Genomic DNA, 17,404 nt, shown 5'->3' on the forward strand with positions numbered 1-17,404 from the left:
GTGAAAACACTGAGACTGCGAACATCAAGCACTGTGTGGATTGTCTTAACTGAAAACTGAAAACTGAAAACTGAAAACTCGCCCATCTCCATTTCTTCATCGTTGACAGTTGGAGCAGAAATGAGTTGACCGTCCGGCCAGCCGGACGCATTCGATGGGCTGGCCGCAGGTGTGGCACGGTTCGCCGGTTCGGCCGTAGGCTTGGAACTCGTCCTGAAAGCCCCCTTCAAGGCCGGACCCGCCGACATAATTCCGAATGCTTGACCCGCGGGATTCGATGGCCTTTGTCAGCACGGCCCGGACTTTTTCCAACAGTCGGTTGGCCTCGGCGGTGGTCAGGCTTTTGCCCGCGCGGCGCGGGTTGAGCCGGGCGGCGTGGCATGATTCATCCGCGTAAATGTTACCCACCCCGGCGATGAGTGTCTGATCGAGGAGGATGGCCTTCAGGTTCCGCGAAGTGTCTTTCAGGATGGCCCGCCAAACCTTCGGTTCCATGTCCCAAGGTTCGGGACCAAGTTTGTCCGCAAGGAAAGTTTCCCATGTCGGCCGGTCGGGCAAATAGGTCACGCTGCCGAATCGCCGGATGTCGCGGAACCGTAATTCGGTTCCATTGTCGAGCGGAAAAACAAGATGCGTGTGCGAAGGAATCGGCGTCTCGGCGGTCATGACGGTGAATTGCCCGGTCATCCCGAGATGGACCATCATGAAGGCACCGCCGCCGAGTTCCACGAGAATCCATTTACCCCGGCGATGAATGGCCGCCACTGTTTGCCCGGCCAGCAAATCATCCCACTCCGGGGACCAAGTTCGCCGCAATCCGCTGGAACTCCGGCGAACTTCGCCAAGCGTCCGGCCAACCAAGAGAGGGCGAAGATCACGGACAACAGTTTCAACTTCGGGAAGCTCAGGCATTTTTTTGAAGGATGAGGGATGAGGGATGAGGGATGAGTTATTTGGCTTGGGATTTCACTTTTTTGGCAATGGTGGTTAGGATGGCGATAAGTTGGTTGCACTCGTCCTGCAAAGGCGTCAGTAGGCCCGCAGGGACAATTTTTCCTTCGACCAACAGCTCCAACCAGTAAATCGTTTCCTCCAATTCCTTGAGGCAATCGCCAAGTTTGGAGACAAACTCGGCATCTGACCTCGACCGGTGAGCTTCCCGGAAATTGGCGCCCACGGATGTCCCCGACCGTAACGCTTGTTTGCCGATCACTTCGGCTTCGGTTCGCTTAGGCAAAGCCGAATACAGTCGGATGATCCGTAGTGCGAACTGTTTGGTCCGCACCCGCAAATCTATTCGTTCTCCGCTTTCTTCATCCCTCATCCCTCATCCCTCATCCCTCTCTTCTCAGCCGCCTTCAATAATCTCCGCCAACACCTCTTCCGCCACCCAGATCGGAACTTTCGCGGTCACGGCCACGGCGATGGCGTCGCTCGGGCGGCAGTCGATTTCGACGAGTTCGCCGTCCTTGCGGATGCGCAGGCGGGCGAAATAAGTGTGGTCTTGCAGGTCGTTGATCAGAATGTCTTGGATTTCGCCGCCGAGCTGCTCGACCACGTTCACAATCATGTCGTGCGTGAGCGGTCTTGGCGGGACGATACTTTTCACACGCCGGTCGATGCTCGTGGCCTCGAAGATGCCGATGACGATGGGAAAACTACGTGTCCCTTCGACTTCCCGGAGTACGATGATCTGCTGTTCATGGACCTCGGAGATGATGATCCGCTTCAATTCCATTTGCACGGGCACGGCAATCCCCCCTTGGCCCACGGAAGACAGATATGCGTCGATTATACCAGTCGTTTCCCCGGCGGCCCAATCTGACGTAGAATCAGGGAATCAATCGGGAGTCTGAAGAGCCATGAGCACACCTCTGTCGCGGATTTTACTGGTGGGCGAATCGCCCTCGGCCGAGTTGCGGACGGCCCTCGAAGGGGCCGGGTTTGCGGTCACGGTCGCGGGATTCTCCGGAATCGATCCCGTCGAGGTGGGGCGCTCCCAGGCCACCGTGCTGGACGTGCCGGCCAAAAATCTGAACACCGCCCAGGCCTTGTGCCGCCGCTGGCGGATTGAGCTTGGCGAACATTATGTCCCGATGATCTGGCTGATTGGCGAGGATGTCGCCACCGTGGCGGGGCTGGACTCCGGGGCCGACGTGGCCTTGCGGCAGCCGGTTCCGGCCGATCATCTGGTCGCCCAGTTGAAGGCCCTGTTGCGGGTGCAACACCTGCATTCCCGGCTTTCCAGCCGGGCGGTTGAATCGCAACATCTCAACCAGCGGCTGCAACAGGCATTCCAGCAAATCGACGGCGATTTGGAACTCACCCGGCGAATTCACCGGGGCTTCCTCCCGAAGACAATGCCCGAGATCGGGCAGGCCCGTTTTGGCGTCTGTTACCGCCCCCGCAGCCGGATCGGCGGGGATTTTTACGATGTGGTACGGCTGGACGAGGAACACGTCTGCGTCTATGTGGCCGACGCGATGGGCCGCGGCCTCCCCGCCAGCAGTCTGTTGAGCATCTTCGTGAAGAAGAGCATGGTGTCCAAGGAGATCCTCGGCCGGTCATACCGGCTGGTGCCGCCGGGCGAAGTGCTGGACCGGCTCAACCGCGAACTGGTGAACCTGAGCCTGCCGGAACCGCCGTTCGTGACCATGATCTACATGCAGCTAAACTGCCGCGATGGCAACCTGACCTTCGCTCGCGCCGCCCATCCGCATCCGCTGTATGTTCCGACGGATGCCGATCCGGAATACTGGCACTCCTCCGGTACGCTGCTCGGCGTCTTCGAAGCCGAATACCCCGTGCAGCAACATCAGTTGCGCCTCGGCGACAAAGTCCTCCTCTACTCCGACGGCGTCCACCCCCCCAGCACCGGCCCCGGCGGCCCGAATGACCCGCTGATCGAATCGGTGAAGAAACACCGGCACTTGGCCGTGCAGCCGTTCGTCGATCAAGTGGCAAGGGATTTGCTGGAAGACTCCCAGCATCCGGAAGATTTCACGCTGTTGTGCGTGGAGTTTAAGTGAGGGTTGAAGGTCAGGTCAGGCTCTCTCAGGTTTTGATGTCGCGCATTTTGGGTTTGGATGGTCTTGGTATTGGCGAGCCGAGCAGCGTAAGCTGCCGGGTGGCTTCCGGCAGGGAAATCGCTTTAGCCACGGGTTTGAATCAGGCTGAATAAAGGGGAGACGGCTCAACCACTGGAAGCCACCCGGCTCCTGACGGAGCTCGGCTCGCCAAGACCAAGAACAACCTTGAAAACCCAAAAAGCGCGACTTCAAAACGGACGTTTCAGGCTCGGAATACTCTCTCGTCACCGTTTGGCCGTGAATTTCGTCACGAACTTTCGCACTTCCTCCACGTCGATGTTACCGCTTACCTGTCTCTGGTTGGCCAGTCCGTGGGAGACGACGGCCACCAGTTCGCCCCGGTCGTTCATCACCGGGCCGCCGCTGTCGCCGTGGTTGAGCGGGGCGTCGGTTTCGAGAATCATGCAATCGACCGTGCCGAATTCGGCTTTTTGCCGGCGTTGAACCCGGCCGCGAACGGTTCCCTTGGTCAGTCGCCAGAGCAGGTTTTCCTCGATCCCGGAACCGCCGACGGAGAACAACGTCGAACCCGTCGCGGCCGGGCGAATGGCCAGCGAGACGGCGGTTGCCTTCTCTTGAATCTTTTCCACTTCGATCATGGCCAAATCGCGCGTCACATCCTTTTCGACCACCGTGCCCGGCACGGCAATCCCCCGGCCCTGTTTGCGGTAAAAGCTGGCATCCGTGATGAGTTCGCCGGCCTTGTCGTACAGCGGGTATAAGACCAACACTTCGGTTTCCCGGCCGACGACGTGAAAATTCGTGACCAGCAACCGTTTGCCCTTGCTCACGATGAAGCCGGTTCCCGCGCCGGTGGGGGTGATGATAAACACCGAACTGCGAACCAGCCTCTCGTAAACCTGTTCCCCGGTCAATGGTTGCGTGAGCACCACCACCGGGGGAGGATCGTCCGGTTCCGCGGCAGGCGTTTTGGTGTTTTCTTCTTGCGGGATCACAGGGGCAGAAGTTGTTTTGGGGGCGGATGCGGGTTCCGGTTTGGTCGCCGTCGTGGCAACGGCCGGCGCCGGTCCCTTGCGAACCATCCAAGAGACCACCGCCACGCCGATGCCGATCAAGCCAAATAACGTGACGGCAACCACCATGATTGGCCCGGCTCGCAGGCGGGTGTTTTTGTTGACCGCCAGGTAGGACGGCATGGGAACCGGATCAGGACGTGACGCGGGCGTCGGCGGGGGAGGCGTCTGGCGGGGAGGTCGCGGCGCCGGCTTCGGGCGCGGTTCCGAGGACACGGTCTCGCCCAAGATTGTTCTCATCTGTGGCGGCGAGGCCGCCGGAACCTGCAGGCGTTGGCCGCATTTTTGACAGTTGGATTTTTTGCCGGCCTCCCAGTCGTCGACCACATGACTCGTCTTGCAAACGGGGCAGGCATAGTGAATGGCCACGGGGTGATTCCTTGCCGCACAGGAAGCGGACGCGAGGTCTCCGATACGGTTCCACTGTAATCCAAAAACGGGCCGTCAACAACGATATGTTCGCGGAAGAAACCGGGTGACGGTCAGGCGAACAATTTTTGGATCATGAACGCTTCGGCAAAAAAATAACCCGCCTCGGATCCCCGGACTTTGGCCAAGGCCCGGAGCACTTCCGGAGAGCGGGGATGAGGGTCCGGGCGGGCTTCCTCCTTGTAGGTTTGCATGGCCCGGATTTTGGCTTCCACGTCGGCCGCCTCGACGTTTACAAAGAAGTTTGGATCCCAATGAGTGGGCTTCAGATATCCCGTGCTGGAAGGAATTTCCCCGCAAAACACCGGGATGTGTGAGTTCACACTGGGCCGGGTCGCCACCACCGCCGCCTCGTGGCAATACTGGTGGTCGATGTTCGTGCAATAGCGATGATGGGTGAAAATAGCGTCCGGCCGAACCTTCGCGAGGATCTCCTCCAGCCAGTGGATGAGTTCCAACAACGTATGGCGATCCATCTCGTTGTCTGAAAATTCACCCAGATAGACATTGGGGGGAAGCACTCCGATCATTCCCAATGCCTTGACACAATCCGCTCGTAACAACGGCAGTGTCTGATCCCGGGTGGCCTGGTCGATCACATTCCGGCGACTGTGAATGCCCGTGCTTGAAATAGCCACGTGGACGGTCGCCCCCTCACGGGACAAGCGATTCATGGTCGCCCCGGCCGCCAGCGTCTCGTCATCCGGGTGGGCAAAGAACGCGAGGACATTTTTGAAACCAAAACTCATGACAAGCCTGCCTGCTTGGGAAGAATGCTAATCTTGACATCCGCCTCGATGCGGCCCGTGCGCAACGCCGGGCGGGAGAATTCCAACCTGATATTGCCGTATTCCAAAAACGCCGGGGGATAACCGGCCACGTCGAGCATGCGAAGATGGTCGAACAATTTTTCCAGTGAGATCGTTTCGGGCGGGATCTGGCTTTGGGCGGGGGTCCGCCTTTTGAAGACCGTCGCCTCGCCCGATTGCGGAACCGGCTCGGGATGATTGGCAATGATTTCTGCAATCATTGTCGTCACGGTTCGGGCCACGCGAAGAAAAATCTCCTCGCCGAGGCCGTGGAGCGACATGGGACGCTTGAGATACACCGGCCCGGCGTCAAATTCCTCCGTCATTCGCAAGGCGGTCAGCATAGTGTGTTCGTGGCCGCGTTCGATCAGGTTTTGCATCGGACTGCCGCCACGGCCATATGGCAGGTCCGTTTGGTGAAAACAAACACACTCGAACCGGCGGATGATCTCCGGGGGAATCTTGTGGCTCCAATGGGGAAAAAAGACATATCGCGGCCGCAGGGAGTCTAGGTATTCCACCGTCAACTCCCGGGGTTCGGTGATTAGCGTCCACCGTCCCGGCAGTTTGGAAATGTTGTTTTCGTATTCGGCCAGATTCCAGGGCCGGATCGTGGCCACGGCGTATGATTCGGGTTCCGAAGATTGTTGAAGTTCCAAACGAAACGTCCCTTTGCTCGGGTGACCATGCGAGGCTCGCGGCCGCAGGGTTATGACAAGATCAGGTCGAGACGAAGCGCGGTTCCCTTGGGCAGGTCCGTGGCCGCGCGCCGGCCCAATACCTCCCGGATCATTTTGGGCGGCAGGCCATGACCCGGCCGGATGCTTCGCACGTTGGCCTCGGTGAAAGGCTCCCCGGATTTGATATCCGCGACGACATACAGCGAACGGCGAAACACGCGGCTTTTGGCGTCGTCCGCCGTGACTCCGTAATGCACGCTCCCCACGGCTTTCTCGGCTGCCCGCACCGCCTCGACCATTCGCCGAAACTCGGCGGGTTCGAGGGAGAAAGCGCTGTCCGGTCCCGGCACGGATCGTGACATGGTGAGATGTTTTTCAATCACACACGCTCCGAGAACAACGGCCGCCACCGGCACGGCAATGTCCAGGGTGTGGTCGCTCAGACCCGCCGGCACGCCGAACGCCTCGGCCAGATGCGGGATGGTCCGCAGGTTCATCGTGTCAGGCGCGGCCGGATAGGCGCTGGTGCACTTCAACAACACCAACTGCCTGTTGCCGGCGCCAAAGATTGTGTCCACGGCCTCGGTGATTTCCGCGAGCGTGGCCATCCCCGTGGACATGATGATCGGTTTGCCTGTCGCGGCGATTTTCTCGATGAGCGGAAGGTCGACAACTTCAAAAGAGGCAATTTTGTGGGCGGGGACGTGCATCGACTCCAAAAAGTCCACGGCCGTCGGATCGAACGGCGTGCTGAACAAATCCATCCCGAGGCTCTCGGCCACCTGTTTTAGCTTGGGCTGCCATTCCCAAGGAGTGTAAGCGTCTTGATATAGTTCGTGCAGATTCCGGCCGTCCCAAATCGTTCCTCCGCGGATTTGAAAATCCGGGCCGTTTGAGGGAATGGTCATTGTGTCCGCAGTGTACGTCTGAAGTTTCACGGCATCCGCGCCAGACTCCTTTGCCGCCCGCACAAGCCGGACAGCCTCCTCAAAATTCTGGCCGTGATTCGCCGACAATTCGGCAATAATGTAAGCCGGATGCCCCGGACCCACCTCGGCCCGGCCAAGGCGAAAAGATCTCGCGATCATCAGTTTCCCTCCTCAAAAACCATCAGATGGGCCCGGATGCCTTGATGCTCCCTCGTTCCCATGTCACGATAGCCCGCCCTTGCAAACGTCCGCAGAGATGCCGGATTATCGGGCAGGATCCACGCGCTGACACGAGACTCTTGAAAATGCCGCAACGCCCGCTTGGTCCCGCGACGAATCAACACCATGCCATAACCCTTTCCACGAGATTCGGCAGTCAGGTACACGGAAACAACGACCCCCTCCGGTGACCGATCAAAACGAATCATGCCAGTCAGACAACCGTCGGCGTCCTGTCCGATCAGGAACAGACACGCGGGATCCGTCAGGCGTTTCCGAAACCAGACTGTGTGAGTTTCCCAAGGAATAGGATCGGGGGAGAACGAGACGCTTCTCAAACTCGAATCGTTGGCCCACTCCCAGACAATCCGGCAATCGCCCTCGTTCGCCGACCGAAGGGAGATCACCGGCGTTGATTGCAATGTCTGGACCACGCGGGTGACCCCCCAACCGTCCACCGTGCGCCGGCCGGCCTCGCTCATGGCCTGTCGCCGGGTGGCATCGCCAATCATCCGGTGGATCACGTCATGCTTCTGTTCGGGCGAGGTGGAATCCGGCCAGCCAAGATTGACGGCCAGCCCGGCCTCATGGATGGCTTTCGCCAAATTTTCCTGATTGTCCGCCACAGTGACGACGATCATCGGCACGCCATACGCGGCCAGTTCCCAAGTGGTGGTTCCCCCGGCCGTGACCGCCAGATCGGCCTGCCGCATGATGTCGGGCATGTCCGTCACATCACGCCGCACGGTCACCCGATGCGGAAACGCGGTGGTTTGTTGTTCGATGGCGGCTGCATGCGGATTGCTGCCGCCGATCACTACGAGGAGTTCCAATCCGTCGGCCGGGATTGATTCAAAGGTTTTCAACATGAGCCCGGTGATGTTGTCCGGGTCGGCTCCGCCCATCGTGATCAGGATTTTTCGAGCAACATCGGCCGCCGGACGCGGCAGCGGTTTCGACTCAAGAAATTCCCGGCGAAGCATCGCATAGCGTGACCCGAGCAGCAACCGGGCGGGTGTGTTGTAGAGGGATTCGGACGCGCCGAGGTTTTGATTCAGCACCCACGTCGCATGGGTGTGGGCGGTGTGGCCGTAATCGTCCATCGCCAGCACGGGAAAACCCGCCTCGCGAACAGCCCGTTCGTCTTCGGTGGTGAAGTGGTATCCGTCGAGGACGACGACCGCCGCCGACAATTCGCGGGCAAGCCTCACGATATCCGCACGTTGGTCCGAGACGGTTCGCACGCTGACACCCTCGGCGATCAGGCGGTCTCGCAGGCCCGCGGGCAGGCGGGCGGCCGCCAGGGTGACCGGGCCGACGTGATCGAGCCAGCATTGCGCCAGGGCCAGACAGCGCATCACATGCCCGGTTCCCATGCGGGGGTCGGCATCGGCCCGGATCAAGAGCGTCGGGGCTTCACTGGACACGATGGCTCACGATCTTCTGATGAACGTGCCGGTTCAAGTCCCGCCATTCGGGGTGGTTGCGGATGGCTTGTGCCGCCTCCTGCCAGGTGAACTGGTCATGGCCGAAGTGGTCGAAGATTTCGCGGGCGAGGCGAAGATCGTCCTCGGTGTCCACGGTGAGGCGAAGGTCTGAGTTATTCTCGGCTGATTCATGCCAGCACACACGGAACCGATCCGGCCGGCGATAGAGGAACGGCGTCACATGCTCCCGTTCCTCGGGGTGAGTCGCTTCTTTCCACATGGTTTCGAGACAGGCGAACGGAAATATTTCAGCCGAGACGCCGTGCGGATGCGTCTGGAAACTCGGGGCGAAATAGTCCCACTTCCCGGCGAGGGCTTGTTCGATTAAGAAGTCCATCCATTCGCCGTTCATGCACGGATTGTCGGCCGTGAGGCGAACGATGATGTCCGGCTTCCCCAGCCGGGCCGCCTGATAAAAGCGATCCAGCACATCATCCTCGGAACCGCGAAAACAACGCACGCCCGCCTTCGCGGCCAAGTCTTCGACCACTTGGTTTGCCGGGCGTTCGGAACTGGCGATCACCAGTTCATCCATCAGTTTGGAGCGGCCCAGCCGGTCGATGATGACATTTAACATCGGCCGCCCGGCGATCTCCGCGATGATCTTGCCGGGCAAGCGACTCGATCCCATGCGGGCCTGCATGATGGCCATGATGCGAGGCTTGGCGGTCATCGGTTGTCCCCCGCATTGATGCACTCGGCCAGCGTGTCAATCGTGCGGGCCACGTCGCCGTCGGTCATCTTCGGATACATCGGAATGCTCAGGCACGAGGCGTAATATTCTCGCGAACCGTCATCAAGCCGGCCGAGTTTGTCGCGGTAATATGGCTGCATCGGCACGGGGATGTAATGCACCTGCGGGATGATGCCCCGCTCGCGGAGGTTGAGAAACAGCGCCTTGCGCCGGGCCGCGACGGCGTCGAGCGTTTCGCCGGGCTGTCGCATCAAGCGAATCACATATAAGTGATAAGCGTTACGATTCAGATGCTCCGTTTTCTTCAGCGGAACAATCTTCCCGGCGAAGGGAGCCTTGGCGAAGGCGTCATCGTAACGGGCGGCGATCTCGTTGCGGCGAACGACAAACGCCTCCAGCTTTTTCATCTGGGAAATGCCGAGCGCGCACTGCATGTCCGACAGGCGGTAGTGAAAGCCGAGCGATGCCTGTTCGTAATACCACGGGCCTTCGTCGGGCCGTGTGAGGCGTTTCGGGTCTCGGTGGATGCCGTGCGTTCGCAGGTCGCGGAGTTTCGTCGCCAGTTCCGGGTTGTTGGTCAGCACGGCCCCCCCTTCGGCGGTCGTGACGTGTTTCACCGGGTGGAAACTGAGGATGGCGAAATCGGTGTGTTCGCACGACCCGGCCCGAAAGGTCGTGTTGTTGTGCGTGTAACGGGCGCCGAGGGAATGGGCCGCGTCTTCGATGACCAATGCCCCGACAGTGTCTGCGATCCGGCGAACGGCGGGCAGGTCGGCGGGTTGTCCCGCGAGGTCCACCGGGACGATCACCTTCGGCGGCGTTCCCTTGTTCGCCAATTCCCGCACGCGGGCTTCGAGCAAGGAGATATCCATCAACCCGGTGGCCGGGTCAATGCCGATGAAATGCGGATCGCCGCCGCAATAGGCGACGCAATTGGCGCTGGCGGTGAAGGTGATGGCTGAGGTCAGGCCGATATCGCCGGGGCCAACCCCGGCCGCGAGGGCCGCGAGATGAAGGGCGGCTGTCCCGCTGGCGACGGCCACCGCATGTCTGGCTCCGGTGGCGTCCCGCAGCGATTGCTCGAAGCGTTCGACCGCCGGGCCTTGCGTCAGCCAGTCGCCCCGCAGACATTCGACCACGGCCGCGATGTCGTCGTCGTCAATCCACTGCCGGCCGTAGGGAATCGGCGAAGCCATTTTGCTCCCGGTCCTTGGAGTGTCCGAAATTAAGAGTGAGCGGAAAGAATGAATGGCCGGTGACCAGAGTACTCCGCACGCTCCGCGTGCGGATGGGACTTCCTCCGAGGCCAGACGATGAAACGGGTCAAAGTCCCGCCCGCACGCGGAGCGTGCGGAGTACTCTCATCGCCGACTGTTTCATTCTTTCCGTTTGCTCCAAATCAGCAAGAGAAGACTAACCACAAAGGCGCAAAGATCACACAAAGTTTCACCAAGAACTTCGCATACAAATGCCGTTCTTTTCATCTCTTTGTGGAACTTTGTGTGATCTTTGTGCCTTTGTGGTTAGTCTTCTCTTCTTTCCTATTTCTGATGTCAACTTATTCGCCGACGACGCGAAGTTGCAGGGTTTCCTTCCCCAGCGCCTTTTGCATTTCGAGCGGCCACGCCCATGCCTCGCGGGCGGCGTCATCCTTCACATACAGTTTAACATTCTTCGGGTGCGCGAGGGCCAGAGCTTGAGGAATGTCCAGATGCCGCCAGGCGTTCAGCATCGGCGGGGCGGTTTTGTAAGTCGGGGCAAGCTGCCAAAGATCTAGTCGGGCCACGGTCGGCTCGAAAATCCCCGCGAATAGCGCAACCGTGGCCATGTCCCCCTTGCCCTGCAACCATAACGGGGCTTCCTTCGCTTCGCCGAGTTTACCCAATGTTTGAAAGGCCCGGCGAACGTCCCAAACTTGCTGGCCTTCCCAAGTTTGCCCGATGAGGGCGAAGCGTCGGCGATATTGAATCTCATCCCGGTTGCCGGCTTCCGCGAATCGTGTCGGCCCGATGCCTCGGGGGCACACGGCCGCGAACGACCATTTCATCTTCTCCATCACCGCTTTGTTCTGTTTGAATTTGGCCTCGTCCCGTTTGATGGGCGTCGAAACCTTCAGCACATCGGTGAATTCCGATCCCAAGTCGGCGCACCATGTTTTCCAATCGGCTTCGCCAAGCGCGTTCAAAACCACCAGCGAAGGTTTGTCGGTCGTGGCGGCGGTCATCAGCCACAGTCGCAGTTCCACGCCGGTTTCGCTGGTGAAGTCCCACGCCCGCAAGCGGATGCCATCGTGCGTCTTGTCCCCGGCGGGTTTGAGGGCCAAATCAGTTTCCTTCGGCCAGTTGCGGAAGGTGTGTTCCTTCAACTCTTTCAACATCTCTTCCCGCTTGGCGGGCCACCATTGGCGAATCACCTCCGGCGATTTCGGCAACTCAATGCTCGATGTGGCGACGAAGGTTTCCTGAATCGTCGTGTTGCGTTGGTCCTCCGGGATTTTCGCAAACACTTTGAGTTGGGCCGGCTCGAATTTCGGGGTTGCCGGGTTGGGGTCCGTCACTTCGGCGTTGTCGTTCTTCAGCCAGCGGTTGAGCCAGCGAAACGCCCCGGCCCGTAGTTCCGGCGTGTCCGTGTGCGGACCTTTGGTTTCCAACAGGGCGAATTTCTCCCCGGCTCCGTAAAGTTCGTAGATTTTGCGAGTCTTCTCGGCCAGCCGACGATAACCGGCCACGGGGAAGATATCATCCGCGTCGCTGTTGCCGAGCAGCACCGGCCGGGGGGCGATCATCGCGGCCAGCGTGGCGAAGTCCCATCGGTAAGTGTTCACCATGAACATGCAGTCGCAATGCCCGGCGATCACCCCTTTTTCCAACCGGCCGGGGTAACCCTCCAACAGATGGGCCTGCAAGTCCGCGATGCCCGCGACCGGGATGGCGCAGGCCACCCGTTCGTCTGTCGCGGCGATCCACCATGAATAAGCCCCGCCGCCGGATCGGCCGGTGACGCCGATTCGCTTCGTGTCCACTTCCGGGCGGGTTTCAAGATAGTCGAGCGCCCGCATCGCGTTCCAGCACTCGACCCCAGCGGGCGTGTGGCCCAAGCCCTGCCACCACCATTGGCCGAGTTGATGCGTCCCGTGGTGGAACCCCTGAATCTCCGCGAGTTGTAGTGTGTCAATTACCATGCACACATAACCATGCTCGGCCAGCCAGGTCGGATGATGCTGGTAAAAGACCTTGCTGCCGAAACTGACGCCGTCTTTGACGACGTTGCCATGTCCGCACACATACAGCACCGTCGGGGCCTTTTGCGGCGCGGGCTTGGGAAGGTACAGATTGGCCATCACATACAGGCCGGGCTTCGACTGGAAATATAGTTTCTCCACCGTGAATTTGGGCGAATCAATCTTCCCGGTGATGACGGGTTTCAATTCTGTCCGGGGCGGCAATGGCCACAGCCCGAGCATGTCAAGCAATTGCCGCTTGTGTTCCGGCCGGGCCTTCTCCCATTCCTCTTTGGTCTTGTAGCCCGTCAGGGTTGTGTCTTGGATTTCCTTCACTTGCTGTCGGAAGTAACCCCGAATGGTCGCTTCGCCGGGGAACACGGCGGGTTCCTTTTTGGGTTCGACCTTGGGCGTTTCTTTCTTGGGTTCAGTCTTCGGCGGCTCGGCCTTGGGCGCCTCTTTCTTGGGTTCAATCTTCGGCGGCTCGGCTTTTGGCAGTTCTTTCTTGGGTTCGGCCTTCGGCGGCTCAGCTTTCGGTGCTTCCTTTTTTGGCTCGGTCTTCGGCGGGTCGGCCGCGAGGGCCAGGAACGGAATCAAGATGGTAAACGCCAGCACGACACGCATGAGAACTCCCTGATGAAATGCACGCAAGCGGAGAAAAAGTTGTACCACGGCGAGGCCGGGAGGCGGAGAGAAAAATGAGGGAAGCAAATGCGCAAACGCCAAAACCGCCGGAGGTCCGGCGGTGGCGTGGAAGATGCGAATGTAGTCCGTTGAAATCAGGCGCTGAACTCGGGCCGGCGGCGGTTGAGTTGCGCTTGCAGGCGGGCGACGATGCTGGAGTGCATCTGGCTGACGCGGGATTCGCTCAGGTCGAGCGTGGCCCCGATCTCTTTCATCGTCATGTCCTCATAGTAGTAGAGGATGATGATGAGGCGTTCGTTGCGGTTGAGGCCCTTGGTCACCAGGCGCATCAGGTCGCCGTTTTGGATGCGGTGGGTCGGGTCTTCGGACTTTTTGTCCTCGAGGATGTCGATCTCGCGAACATCCTTGTAACTGTCCGTTTCGTACCACTTCTTGTTCAGGCTCACGAGGCCGACGGCCGTGGCCTCGCCGACGTGGGTGCCCAGCTGCTCAATGGGGACTCCCAGAACCTCGGACAGTTCATCCGGGCGAGGCGGCCGACCGAGCTTGGCTTCGAGGGCCTTGCGGGCCGCTTCCATTTTGGAGGCCTTCGCCCGGACAAGCCGGGGAACCCAGTCCATTGTGCGCAGTTCGTCGAGCATGGCCCCGCGAATACGCGGGACGCAATAGGTCTCGAACTTCACGCCGCGGTTCAAGTCGAAGGCGTCGATGGCGTCCAGCAGCCCGAACGTGCCGGAGCTGATGAGATCGTCCAGTTCCACGCCATCGGGCAATCGGGCCCAGATGCGTTCGGCGTTGTACTTCACCAGCGACAGGTAACGCTCAACCAGCCGGTTGCGATACTCGACGTTCCCGGTTTCCCGGTACAACTGCCAAACCTGCGGAATATCCAAGTTTACCTGCGTCACCATTCGGATCCCTCCCTGTTGATTGGAAGTGACCCGCCGAGACCAAGTCGTCCGTGCTGAATGCCAGCCCGGCTCCCCCGACTTGATGCGACCCGCAAGTGAACTGACTGAGTCAATTCGAGACGATTCGATGCGAAGTACCCGTCAACCCGCGCGGCCATTCGTCTCCCCCGACGAATCGGCCCCGTGGCGCGTCCATGCGTGTGTTGCGGAAATCCCCCGTGTTCACCGAGTCGCCCATGCGGGCGGCGTGTCAACCCTCCAAACTCCGATGGCACAAGGCGAAGTGTGCCGTACATCCCCACATCGACTTGCCACTACTGAGGTCTGAAACGAAATTTTTTCAAAAATCGTCTCGCGTCTCCCGGTCCTGACAGGCACAACCCGGATCGCCGGATCGTGTCTGTGTGGCAGACCGGTCGGCATCGGCAAGAACCACTTCCCCAAGCGGTTTTCGCCGACACATCAACTGACAACCTCGCAACGGCCTTCCGATGCAGGAATGTGAGCGGGGGAATAACTCGCCCCGTGATGCTTGTCGAGGGAAATAAGTTCAAATCGTGAGAAACAGTCGGCCAATTAATTTGACTGGCCGGGGAATTGTGAAGACGGGCAAAGATAGCCAAAAAGGATTCGACGGTTCGGCGAACCACCTAATACCCGATCTTCACAGGCTCCGCTAAGATACCCCGATGCAACCACGCAACCGTTTCGCCTTCGTTTACCTCATCATCGGCGCCGCCGTTTTGATTGGCTGGCCGTTCATCCAGAACGCCATCTGGCCTCCTCCCCCGAAAAAACCGGCCGAGCGTGAGCTGGCCGCATTTGCCGGGGGCGGGCTGATTGACACGGCCATCCGCATCGAGGCGCCTGCTTTGGAGCAACAAGAGCAGGAGCGGAAATACATCATGCGAGGCCGCCAGGAGGCGGTCATGTCGGTCGTCGGCGGGATGGCGGCCCCCACATCACCCGTCGTCAATCTGCCGCGCGTTCCGTTGTTTGAATACCGTGAGACGGTCTTGTTCGTCACCGGCGGGTTGCTGGCCGCGATGCCTGCCGATGATCGGCCGCTGTCTCAAATGCCCGTCGCCAACCGTTTCCAACTGCACGCGCCCAAGCCGGCCGACCAGCCGGAATTGGTTCCCTTGGGGCACTCCGAGAACACCTATCATCTGCGGGTGATGCTCAACACGAAGGGGGCCTCCATCCAGCAAGTGGTGCTGGCCCGCTTCCAACATGCCGACCGGGAAGGATTGCCTGTCACGGAGGCCGACGGTTCCAAGAAGCCGTTGCACCTGATCCCCGGCGTGCGCGTTCCCCGGATGCCCACCATCCGCGAGCAACGGCAGGTTCCCGTGCCGGAACTGGTGCCCGGCAAGATTCCCCGGTTCACGGATTATCTGGAACATCCCTCCTATGTGATGTACCACTACGAAAAAGCTTCTGACGACCACCCGGTGAACACCCTCGGGGAACGCAACTGGAAGATTGTTGACAATACCACGTCCTCCGATGGCTCCGTGCAAACTGTTTCCTTCGAGACGGAACTGGGCGAGCCGCACTATGTGAAGATCACCAAGACTTACACGTTGAAGCGGGATGAATATCACGTTGGTCTCAACGTAACACTGACGCCCTCCGGACGCCCCGAGGGCGTTCGCTCGGAAGGTTTCCGTTATCAGATCGACGGACCCAAGGGGATTCCCCTCGAAGGCGAATGGTACGCGACCACCCATCGTCAGGGCGTCGTCGGTTGGGTGGACACGAGGGATAACGCGACGCGGTCTCTGGAAGACATCCGGGAAGTTCGCCTCACCGAGGGAAGCGACCGGCTGGTGGGCAAGGACACCAAGCCGATCCGCTATGCCGGGTTGATGGTGCAGTATTTCGCCTCCGTGCTGGCCCTGGACAATGTCCAACCCGCCGGACAGAAGCCGGATTACATCGAATACATTCGCTTCACTCCCCAAGGGCCGACGAACAAGGGCAAGGAATTTCTCGACGACATGACCTTCCGGGCCATCAGCAAGGCCGTTGACGCGGCGGTTCCGGTCAGCCACTCCTATGTGCTGTATCAAGGGCCGGTGAAGGTTCGGTTGTTGAAGCAACTCAAGGGTGCGGAAGCCGTCCCCGAGGAGACGGTGGAGCGTTACAAGGACGCCCTGCACCTCAGCACGCTGACCGACGCCCCGATGCCGAACTTCTTGGGCCGCTTCGCCAACGCGATTTTCTGGACTGACTTGGTGATCGTGTTCACGAACATCGTGCATTCGCTGCTCGGCGTTCTCACGGGCATCATCCCGAGTCTTGGCATTTGCATCATCGTCATCACCGTCTTCGTCCGGGGGATGTTGCACCCGTTCAGCCGGCGGCAATCGATCAATGCCAAGATCATGCAAGAGAAACAGGCCAAAGTGGCTCCGGAGATGAAGAAGCTCACGGAGAAGTACGGCAACGATTACAACCGCCTCAATGTCGAGAAGATGAAGCTCTACCGCGAGCATGGCATCAATCCGGCGGCAGCCTTCGGCGGCTGTTTCTTGCTGCTGGCCCAAATGCCGATTTTCATGGGGCTGTATTATGCCCTCCAAGAGAGCGTGTTCTTCCGGTTGGAGCCCTTCCTCTGGCTGCCCAACCTCGCGGCCCCGGACATGCTGATTTGGTGGACGGAGAAGATCCCGTTCATCAGTTCGCCGGAAGACTTGGGTTCGACGTTCTACCTCGGGCCGTATTTCAACCTGCTGCCGATGGTGGCCGTCGGGCTGATGATGTACACGCAGTCGAAGATGATGCCGAAGACGGACGATCCGCAGATGCAAATGCAGCAGAAGACCATGAAGTTCATGATGGTCTTCATGGCGTTCTTCTTCTACAAGGTGGCGGCCGGGTTGTGCATCTACTTCATCATGTCCAGCGTGTGGGGGATGATCGAACGGCGGCTCATCAAAAATGTCAAACTGCCAACCTCGGAACCCAAGGGAACCAGCCCGGCCGACAAGCCGAAACCGGAGGCCCCCAAGGGCTGGCTTGGTCGCAAAAAGGCCGAGTTGAAGACCCGCTGGGAACAATTGCTGGAGGAAGCCCAAAAGCAACAACAGGTGACCAAGGAACCACAGAAGCCTGCCGGGAATCCGCGGAAAAAGAAAAAGTAAGCGTCAGGGAATGACTAATACCGAATCGCTTTGATCACTGACGAAAGGTTAAAGTCAAGACCCCCTCCGGCTCCCCCTTGCCAAGGGGGAGAGCAAAACCGGCCTCTCT

Annotated in this window: 14 protein-coding genes; 2 read left to right on the plus strand and 12 right to left on the minus strand. The window is 59.7% G+C overall.

Going from position 1 to position 17,404, the window contains the following annotated elements; all coding sequences use genetic code 11:
• Positions 1–96 precede the first annotated feature (96 nt).
• Genes mutM through BGIM_RS0112865 form a run of 3 tightly spaced genes read right to left on the minus strand, consistent with a single transcriptional unit; the run spans position 97 to position 1,750 of the window.
• Positions 97–912 (minus strand): bifunctional DNA-formamidopyrimidine glycosylase/DNA-(apurinic or apyrimidinic site) lyase, encoded by an 816-nt coding sequence (gene mutM / locus BGIM_RS0112855; RefSeq protein WP_020470174.1) that lies wholly within the window; start codon positions 910–912, stop codon positions 97–99.
• Positions 913–949: 37 nt separating this feature from the next.
• A complete protein-coding gene (locus BGIM_RS0112860) occupies positions 950–1,324 on the minus strand; it encodes a four helix bundle protein (RefSeq protein ID WP_029629998.1) in 375 nt (124 codons plus the stop codon).
• A 24-nt stretch (positions 1,325–1,348) separates the two neighbouring features.
• Positions 1,349–1,750: a bifunctional nuclease family protein gene (locus tag BGIM_RS0112865; protein WP_029629999.1), complete on the minus strand. Its 402-nt coding sequence runs from the start codon at positions 1,748–1,750 to the stop codon at positions 1,349–1,351.
• Positions 1,751–1,862: 112 nt separating this feature from the next.
• Here BGIM_RS0112865 and BGIM_RS0112870 point away from each other — a divergent pair, with 112 nt between their 5' ends.
• A complete protein-coding gene (locus BGIM_RS0112870) occupies positions 1,863–3,029 on the plus strand; it encodes a PP2C family protein-serine/threonine phosphatase (protein ID WP_084759851.1) in 1,167 nt (388 codons plus the stop codon).
• Positions 3,030–3,313: 284 nt separating this feature from the next.
• Here BGIM_RS0112870 and BGIM_RS0112875 read toward each other — a convergent pair whose 3' ends face one another.
• The 9 genes from BGIM_RS0112875 to BGIM_RS0112915 form a co-directional block, all read right to left on the minus strand.
• The gene (locus tag BGIM_RS0112875; RefSeq protein ID WP_020470178.1) at positions 3,314–4,492 is read right to left on the minus strand and encodes a S1 family peptidase; all 1,179 of its coding nucleotides are present in this window, start codon (positions 4,490–4,492) and stop codon (positions 3,314–3,316) included.
• Between the two features lie 113 nt (positions 4,493–4,605).
• Positions 4,606–5,301 (minus strand): PIG-L deacetylase family protein, encoded by a 696-nt coding sequence (locus tag BGIM_RS0112880; protein WP_020470179.1) that lies wholly within the window; start codon positions 5,299–5,301, stop codon positions 4,606–4,608.
• Positions 5,298–5,981 (minus strand): formyltransferase family protein, encoded by a 684-nt coding sequence (locus tag BGIM_RS0112885; RefSeq protein WP_202947256.1) that lies wholly within the window; start codon positions 5,979–5,981, stop codon positions 5,298–5,300. The genes BGIM_RS0112880 and BGIM_RS0112885 overlap by 4 nt, the downstream gene beginning before the upstream one ends.
• Positions 5,982–6,070: 89 nt before the next feature.
• Positions 6,071–7,129 (minus strand): pseudaminic acid synthase, encoded by a 1,059-nt coding sequence (pseI, locus tag BGIM_RS0112890; RefSeq protein WP_020470181.1) that lies wholly within the window; start codon positions 7,127–7,129, stop codon positions 6,071–6,073.
• Positions 7,129–8,616 (minus strand): UDP-2,4-diacetamido-2,4,6-trideoxy-beta-L-altropyranose hydrolase, encoded by a 1,488-nt coding sequence (gene pseG, locus BGIM_RS50140; RefSeq protein WP_020470182.1) that lies wholly within the window; start codon positions 8,614–8,616, stop codon positions 7,129–7,131. Before pseG ends, pseI begins: the two co-directional genes overlap by 1 nt.
• Positions 8,606–9,349 carry a cytidylyltransferase domain-containing protein gene (locus BGIM_RS0112900; protein ID WP_020470183.1) on the minus strand — a complete coding sequence of 248 codons (744 nt, stop codon included), beginning with the start codon at positions 9,347–9,349 and terminating at the stop codon, positions 8,606–8,608. The genes pseG and BGIM_RS0112900 overlap by 11 nt, the downstream gene beginning before the upstream one ends.
• Positions 9,346–10,566 (minus strand): UDP-4-amino-4,6-dideoxy-N-acetyl-beta-L-altrosamine transaminase, encoded by a 1,221-nt coding sequence (gene pseC / locus BGIM_RS0112905; protein WP_020470184.1) that lies wholly within the window; start codon positions 10,564–10,566, stop codon positions 9,346–9,348. Before pseC ends, BGIM_RS0112900 begins: the two co-directional genes overlap by 4 nt.
• A 362-nt stretch (positions 10,567–10,928) precedes the next feature.
• Positions 10,929–13,214: a prolyl oligopeptidase family serine peptidase gene (locus tag BGIM_RS50145; protein WP_020470185.1), complete on the minus strand. Its 2,286-nt coding sequence runs from the start codon at positions 13,212–13,214 to the stop codon at positions 10,929–10,931.
• Between the two features lie 155 nt (positions 13,215–13,369).
• Entirely contained in the window at positions 13,370–14,146 is a 777-nt protein-coding gene (locus tag BGIM_RS0112915) for a FliA/WhiG family RNA polymerase sigma factor (protein WP_020470186.1), read from the minus strand.
• A 689-nt stretch (positions 14,147–14,835) separates the two neighbouring features.
• On the opposite strand from BGIM_RS0112915, the gene BGIM_RS0112920 reads away from it, so the two are divergent.
• Positions 14,836–17,295 (plus strand): YidC/Oxa1 family insertase periplasmic-domain containing protein, encoded by a 2,460-nt coding sequence (locus tag BGIM_RS0112920; RefSeq protein ID WP_020470187.1) that lies wholly within the window; start codon positions 14,836–14,838, stop codon positions 17,293–17,295.
• The last annotated feature ends 109 nt before the right edge of the window (positions 17,296–17,404 follow it).

It is taken from the genome of Zavarzinella formosa DSM 19928 (genome assembly GCF_000255705.1).
Taxonomy (GTDB): domain Bacteria; phylum Planctomycetota; class Planctomycetia; order Gemmatales; family Gemmataceae; genus Zavarzinella; species Zavarzinella formosa.